Origin of the sequence: Streptomyces sp. SID5785, from assembly GCF_009870065.1 — a bacterium.
Taxonomy (GTDB): domain Bacteria; phylum Actinomycetota; class Actinomycetes; order Streptomycetales; family Streptomycetaceae; genus Streptomyces.
In genome coordinates this window covers 1-6,476 of sequence record NZ_WWIA01000079.1, presented here as the reverse complement: position 1 = coordinate 6,476, position 6,476 = coordinate 1, and the positions used below count along the sequence as shown (strand labels likewise).

Below are 6,476 nucleotides of genomic sequence, written 5' to 3'. Positions count from 1 at the left end.
GGCGGCGCGGGCGGGCGCGGGCCGGGCGGCGGCGGCCCGGGCGGGATCGAGCGAGGCACGCGGACGAGCGTGCGCGAGCCGCTGGCCGGCGCCCGTCGCAGAGCCGACCGGAAGGTGGCCCGCTGCCGGATGTGCGGGCGGACGCTGGACGCCGCCGAGATGAAGCTGATGCGCTGCGAGGACTGTCCGTCGGACATGGACGAGGGGCTGCACGAGCGGCTCGTCGAGTGGCGGGCCCGCACCGCGGCGGTTCTCGGCCAGCCCGCGTTCTGCGTCTTCACCGACAAGACGCTGGTCGCGATCGCCGAGGCCGCGCCCGAGGACGAGGGCGAGCTGGCCCGCGTCCCGGGTGTCGGGCTGCGGAAGTTTCGCGCGTACGGATCCGAGGTGCTCGCCATCTGCGCAGGTCAGCCGGTAGAGCACGAGCCCGGAGCGGTCGACGGGGACGACTGAAACGAACTCGTCGAAAAAATAGTTTGCGCATGCCCGGGCAATCCCCATAGGTTCTTAATCACGAAAGCAGCGGCCTTCTCGAAGGCCCTGGTTCCGTGCTGTACTTGAAAGCCGTCGGACCGGTTCACCCCGGTCCCCCGAGACGCCGAGAGGAGGCGATTCCAGTGATCAGCATCAACGCCAGCTCCATCAGCACCGTGAAAATGACCGATCGCTCGGTCGTCGCATCCTGCCTGCTCGGCTTCTCGAACCTGGGCACCGGTCTGTCTGGCGTCATCGCCGGCCGTCCGGAGTCCGGTCTGTCCCCCGCGATGCTTCCCATCCGCGAGGGCAATGAGCGACCGACCAAGGCACCGGAAGCGGTAGCGACGGCACAGGCTCAGGCCTATGCCTTTGCGGCGGCCGGTGCCGGATTCCGGAAGCAGACGACGCAGCACCACACGATGTGGGCCTTCCGTGGGCTCGAACCCTGGAGTGATCCAGTCTGATCGACGATCAGACCGGCGCCTTCAGGGCCGCGGAACCCCATCCGGGATCCGCGGCCCTTCTGTTTTCCCGGAAGTTCCAGAGACCTTCCGGGGACCCAGCACGAAGGGGCCTCGGGACAAGAAAAGAACCCGGTACCACTGCCACCCGGCCCACCGGCCGGAACGACCAGACGAGGAAGAAGACACCGTGCAACTCGAAGCGCACGCCCCGTCCGTACCGCCTTCAGACACTCTTTCCCCGCCCGGCCCCACGGAGGACCGCACCTTGAACCCCCTGACTGCGCTCACCGCGCTCGACGACGCCATCGAGAACCTCGGCGTGCCCGTCCCCTGCCGTGCCTACGACCCGGAGGTCTTCTTCGCGGAGTCCCCGGCGGACGTCGAGTACGCCAAGTCGCTCTGCCGCACCTGCCCGCTGGTCGAGGCCTGCCTCGCCGGCGCCAAGGAGCGTCGTGAGCCGTGGGGCGTCTGGGGTGGCGAGCTCTTCGTCCAGGGTGTCGTCGTGGCCCGCAAGCGGCCGCGTGGACGTCCGCGCAAGAACCCGGTCGCGGCATGAACACCCGAGGAACGATCGACCGCCCCCTGACGCACGACCCCCAGAAGCAGGCCCCGATGAAGCCGTCCACGAGCGAGCCCGTCGGCTCCGCGATCCCAGACCTCACCACGCCCGGCGCGACCGACTCGCGTCAGAACAGGACCCACCAGATGCAACTCATCCCAGAAGCCATGGCGCGTGCGCATATGCACGAGCGCCTGAGCGAGGCGGACGAGCAGCGCCAGGCCATGCGCCTGGTGATCGCCCGTCGCATGCAGCGGCGCGCCGAGCGCGCGTCGCGGCGTGCACGCCGCGCGCTCGCGATGGCCGTCATGCAGTAAGAGCGACACGACAGAGAACGACACGGCAGAGAACGACGTGACAGAGAACACCGTCGGGCGATGACGGCGGCCGGCGCGCAGTGACAGCGCGCCGCCGTCACGGCCGTGACAACGACACCACACAGCCGTCGCAGTGAGCGGCTGTCACCGTGGGGCCGGTCCGCCAGGACCGGCCCCGCGGTGCGTGGTGCACACCGATGATCAGCCTGCGGCGTTATCGTCGGCGGGTGACGTCTCTTCCCGGTGAGGGCTCCACGCAGCGACCCGACGAGCGATCCGACGAGCGCGCCGCGGTGTGCGCCCGATGTGGCACCACGGCGGCGGAGACGCCGCTGACCTGGACGAGTTCGGTCGAGGGCGGAGTGCGGCGCACTTTCTGCGACACCTGCTCCCGGGAGAACATCCGGGCCATCGAGGGGCGCCTCGACTCCGACTGGTGGTGACGGGCCCCGGCCCGGGCCGATCAGGGCCCGGGCCGGGGCCGTCGCCTCAGGCCTCGGCGGCCGGCTCGACCTCGGACGCGGCCGCCGCGACCTCCTCGTCGAGGAAGCCCGGCACCCAGGCCTCCAGTTCGTCCCGCAGGCGCACGGTCGCGCCGAGCTGGCACAACACGCCGATCGTGCTCAGCGTCACGCGATGGATCAGCAGGTAGGAGGGCGGCAGGTTGAGCTGCTTGCCCAGCTGGTGGGCGGGGGAGCGGATGTCCGCGATACGGGCCGCCTGGGTGCGCAGCCAGGCGCGGGTGAAGGTGAACGCGTCGACCTGCGCCGGCTCGATGATCGGCAGCAGATAGTCGAGGACCGCGTCCGGCTCCAGCTCGATCGAGTCCTTGACGAAACCCTCCTCGCGGAGCATCTCGTAGACCCCGACGGCATCGCCCGCCAGCGTCATCCGCAGCGAGTGCCCGATCGGCTCCGGCAGGCCTCCGGGCAGCCGGTCCACCGTGCCGAAGTCCAGGACGCCCAGCCGCCAGCCACGCTCCTCGTCGGGCAGCAGCCGGAAGTTCCCCGGGTGCGGGTCCGCGTGCAGCAGCCCCGTACGGGCCGGGCCGGAGAAGAGGAAGCGGGCCAGCAGCTGCCCCGCGCGGTCCCGCTGCTCCTGGTCGCCGTCGCTGATGACCTCGGCGAGCGGCGTCCCCTCGATCCACTCCGTCACCAGGACCTGCTCGCACTGGTGCACCACCTGCGGCACGACGACATCGGGGTCACCGGCGAACTCGTCGGCGTGCGCCTGCTGGGCCTGCGCCTCCAGCGCGTAGTCCAGCTCCTCCGACACACGGTCGCGCAGCTCGGCGATGAGCGGCTTGATGTCCATGCCCGGGATGAGGGGGCCCAACAGGCGGGCGAAACGGCCCAGTTGGTTCAGGTCGGACAGCAGGGCCTCACCGGCGCCGGGGTACTGAACCTTCACGGCGACCTCGCGGCCGTCGTGCCACACCGCGCGGTGCACCTGGCCGATCGACGCGGCGGCCGACGGCTTGTCCTCGAACTCGCGGAACAGCTCACGCCACTGCTCGCCGAGCCGCTCCTCCAGCACCCCGTGCACCGTCCGGGTCGGCATCGGCGGCGCCGCCTCCTGGAGCTTGGTCAGCGCGGCCCGGTAGGGCCCCGCGACCTCCTCCGGGAGCGCCGACTCGAAGACCGACAGGGCCTGGCCGAACTTCATGGCCCCGCCCTTCAGCTCGCCCAGGACCTTGAAGAGCTGCTCGGCCGTGCGCTGCTGCAGCTCGCGGCCGACGAGCTCGGCGGACTTCCCGCCGATCCGCTTGCCGATGCCCCAGGTCGCGCGCCCGGCGAAGCCGAGGGGCAGCGCGGCCAGCTTGGCGGTACGGGTAACCGCCTTCCGGGGAAGATCAGACATACACCCCTCCAAGTGCCGGACAGCCGTGCCGCGCATGCCCAGACGTCGTGACGCCGTCATCCGATGCTTACTCCGCCATTGTGTCGTGCGGCCCCTCGCCGACGGATACCTCCTGCCCGTTACCTCCCTCACCCGCACCGCACGGGCACTCCGGATGCGGCCACACCGGCCTCGCGTGCCAGTCGAGTCCCGGTGCCGAGGCCTCCCAGCGCGCCCCGGTGCTCGACGGCAACTCCCCGTCCAGAAAAGCCAGTCCGTGCGCGGCGGCAAGCCCTGCGACGGCCGTGGCGAGCCCCACGTCGCACGCCTGCACCTGACGCCCCGCCCGGCCCGAGCGCCACTGTGCCAGAAGCCGCGGCCAGGTCGGATCGCGGTCCGTGCGATCGAGGAGCAGGCACTGTGCGCAGCCCGTGCCGCCGGGCAGCACCAGCGGGCCGACCGTCCCCGTGGCCTCGGCCACACCCGCGTACAGATGCGGGATGCCCGCCGCCACCAGATCCTCGGCCGAGGCCGGATCGGGGGAGTGGACGGACAGTCCGTCCCGCGGGGCGATCACCACCAGCGAGAAGACACGTGGCTCGCCCGCGCCGTCCTCCCGCTCGACGGCCGGGCCCGAGCGGCGCCGGTCGGGGGCCGGGGGACGGTCCGGGGCCACCGACCGGACCGCGCGCCGCGCCGCCGCGTCGCGCCGCTCGCCCACCGCCTCGACCGGCTGCCCACCGGGTGCGACGTCCCACGGCTCGACCCGGCCGCCGTCGCGCACGTCGACCTGCCCCACACCGGCCGCGGACAGGACCGACGCGACCAGGGCGCCCACCCTGCCCGCCCCTCTGACCTGCACCCGCGACGAGCGCCGTGCGGCCAGCCGCCGGGCCCCCTCGGCAGGGTCGGCCGTGGTCACCGTCAGCGCGGCATGATCGGGCCGGAGCCGGTCGTGGACCCCGCGCTGCCGGCGCAGGGCCTCGACGGCAGGCCCGCCGCCCGTCGCGTCGTCCAGCAGCCCGGCGTCGCAGAGCCGGTCCAGGAGTGCGTCCACGTGTCCGTCGGGCAGATCCATACGGCGGGCCTCCTCACGCAGCAGCGGCACTCCGCGCGTGCCGTCCAGCAGGGTCAGGAAGCTGCCCGTGGCCGTGTCGACCGGACCCAGGACCACCGCGTGCGCCGGCGTCATGCCGAACTGCACCGTGTTCAGATCGCGCCAGCCGCGCCGCAGCGCCGGCTTCAGAATCGGATGCATCGCCGTCCCCCGTGCTCTCCGTGTGCCGTCCCCGTGTGCCGTCCGTGCCGGCTCGCTCACAGCGTGCCGTCGGTGCCCTCGACCGACAGCCTGCCCGCTCGGCCGAGCGCGTGCGGAAAGTTGTCCACAGGCTGGGGGTGATAGTCGTACTAATCGCGCGATGCGGGCCCGGGCAGCACACCGAAGGGTTCCGGAGGCGGGACTTCCAGCCTGCTCAGCGGGTAACGTCGGGGCGTGCCCGTCGACCCCCTGCACCGTGCCACGAACACGCAGCGCAGCAGCACGACCAGCCCGCCCTCAGGCGGTCACCAGACGAGCGCGGTCGAGGTCCGCAGAAGCTCCCGGCGCCGTCGGACCGTCTCCGCGTACCGGGAGGGCGACCGCACGGTGGTCCTCATCCCCGCCCGGATGTCCGAGGCCGAGGAGAAGCGCTGGGTCGGGGTGATGCTCGACAAGCTCGCGGCGCAGGAGAGCAAACGGGTCCTCGGCGACGCCGAGCTCGCCGCGCGCGCCGAGCGGCTGTCCACGCTCTATCTCGACGGCCGGGCACGCCCCGCGTCCGTGCGCTGGGTCACCAACCAGAACACCCGCTGGGGTTCCTGCACCCCCGCCGAGGGCAGCATCCGGCTCTCCCACCGGCTCCAGGGCATGCCCGAGTACGTCGTCGACTACGTCCTCGTCCACGAGCTCGCCCACCTCCTCGTGCCCGGGCACGGGCCCCGTTTCTGGAGCCTTCTCGAGGCGTACCCGCGCACCGAGCGGGCGCGCGGATACCTCGAAGGGGTGGTCGCGGCGGACCGGCTGCCCCAGCTGCCGGGCGCCCGCGACGAGTGACCCGGTTTTGAGGACGGTTCTGTACCAGGGCTGTACCGACATCCTCAGGCCCGGACGTTTGCCGTTAGCCTGGCGCGACGCAATCACCATCGGGATGGGGGACGGTCGTTACGCATGGCCAGGGAATTCCAACGCGGCCACAAGGCCAAGATCAGTGACCTCACAGCGGGCACGGACCTGTACGTCGGCGTGCAGATCACCGGTCCCGGACTGACCTTCGACATCAGCTGCTTCGGCCTCGACGCGGCCGAGCGCCTCTCCGACGACCGGTACTTCGTCTTCTTCAACCAGCCGAAGACGCCCGAGGAGTCCGTCCAGCTGCTGGGTGCCCAGGCCGGTGACACGGAGTCCTTCCGCGTCACGCTCGACCGGATCCCCGCACAGATCCAGAAGCTGTCGTTCACGGCGACCATCGACGGCGCCGGCCAGATGTCCCAGGTCGCGCCCGGGTACATCCGCATCGTCGCCGGTGGCGAGGAAGTCGCGCGGTACTCGTTCAACGGTGGCGAGTTCTCGACCGAGCGCGCCGTCATGCTGGGCGACTTCTATCTCAAGGACGTGTGGCGGTTCGCCGCCGTGGGCCAGGGCTTCGACGGTGGCCTGGAAGCGCTCCTGAAGAACTTCGGCGGCGAGGTCGCCGAGGAGGAGCCTGCCGCCGCGCCGCAGCAGGCGGCGAACCCCGGCTTCGCGCCGCCCGCCCAGGCCGCCGCGCCGCCGTCCTTCGGCGC

At 71.8% G+C, this 6,476-nt stretch carries 9 protein-coding genes; 7 read left to right on the top strand and 2 right to left on the bottom strand.

Annotated features, from left to right (window positions below; translation table 11 throughout):
* The 5 genes from GTW43_RS02580 to GTW43_RS37385 all read left to right on the top strand — a co-directional run.
* A partial coding sequence (locus tag GTW43_RS02580) for an HRDC domain-containing protein (protein ID WP_202500949.1) occupies positions 1-453 on the top strand: 453 nt, incomplete at its 5' end.
* A gap of 164 nt (positions 454-617) precedes the next feature.
* Positions 618-941 (top strand): hypothetical protein, encoded by a 324-nt coding sequence (locus GTW43_RS02575; protein ID WP_161299909.1) that lies wholly within the window; start codon positions 618-620, stop codon positions 939-941.
* A 187-nt stretch (positions 942-1,128) separates the two neighbouring features.
* Positions 1,129-1,497, top strand: coding sequence for a WhiB family transcriptional regulator (locus GTW43_RS02570; protein WP_161299908.1), 369 nt, complete (start codon positions 1,129-1,131; stop codon positions 1,495-1,497).
* Positions 1,494-1,817, top strand: coding sequence for a hypothetical protein (locus GTW43_RS02565; RefSeq protein ID WP_161299907.1), 324 nt, complete (start codon positions 1,494-1,496; stop codon positions 1,815-1,817). The genes GTW43_RS02570 and GTW43_RS02565 overlap by 4 nt, the downstream gene beginning before the upstream one ends.
* Positions 1,818-2,044: 227 nt before the next feature.
* Positions 2,045-2,260 carry a hypothetical protein gene (locus GTW43_RS37385; protein ID WP_202500953.1) on the top strand — a complete coding sequence of 72 codons (216 nt, stop codon included), beginning with the start codon at positions 2,045-2,047 and terminating at the stop codon, positions 2,258-2,260.
* A 46-nt stretch (positions 2,261-2,306) separates the two neighbouring features.
* On the opposite strand, the gene GTW43_RS02560 is transcribed toward GTW43_RS37385, so the two are convergent.
* Together GTW43_RS02560 and GTW43_RS02555 are read right to left on the bottom strand one after the other, a co-directional pair.
* A complete protein-coding gene (locus tag GTW43_RS02560; protein WP_161299906.1) occupies positions 2,307-3,677 on the bottom strand; it encodes an AarF/ABC1/UbiB kinase family protein in 1,371 nt (456 codons plus the stop codon).
* Between the two features lie 67 nt (positions 3,678-3,744).
* On the bottom strand, positions 3,745-4,914 hold the full coding sequence (locus tag GTW43_RS02555) for a ThiF family adenylyltransferase (protein ID WP_161299905.1): 1,170 nt from the start codon (positions 4,912-4,914) through the stop codon (positions 3,745-3,747).
* 234 nt (positions 4,915-5,148) lie between these two features.
* Between GTW43_RS02555 and GTW43_RS02550 the strand changes: the two genes are divergently transcribed.
* Both GTW43_RS02550 and GTW43_RS02545 read left to right on the top strand, forming a co-directional pair.
* Positions 5,149-5,748 carry a M48 family metallopeptidase gene (locus GTW43_RS02550; RefSeq protein WP_161299904.1) on the top strand — a complete coding sequence of 200 codons (600 nt, stop codon included), beginning with the start codon at positions 5,149-5,151 and terminating at the stop codon, positions 5,746-5,748.
* Between the two features lie 114 nt (positions 5,749-5,862).
* A partial coding sequence (locus GTW43_RS02545; protein ID WP_161299903.1) for a TerD family protein occupies positions 5,863-6,476 on the top strand: 614 nt, incomplete at its 3' end.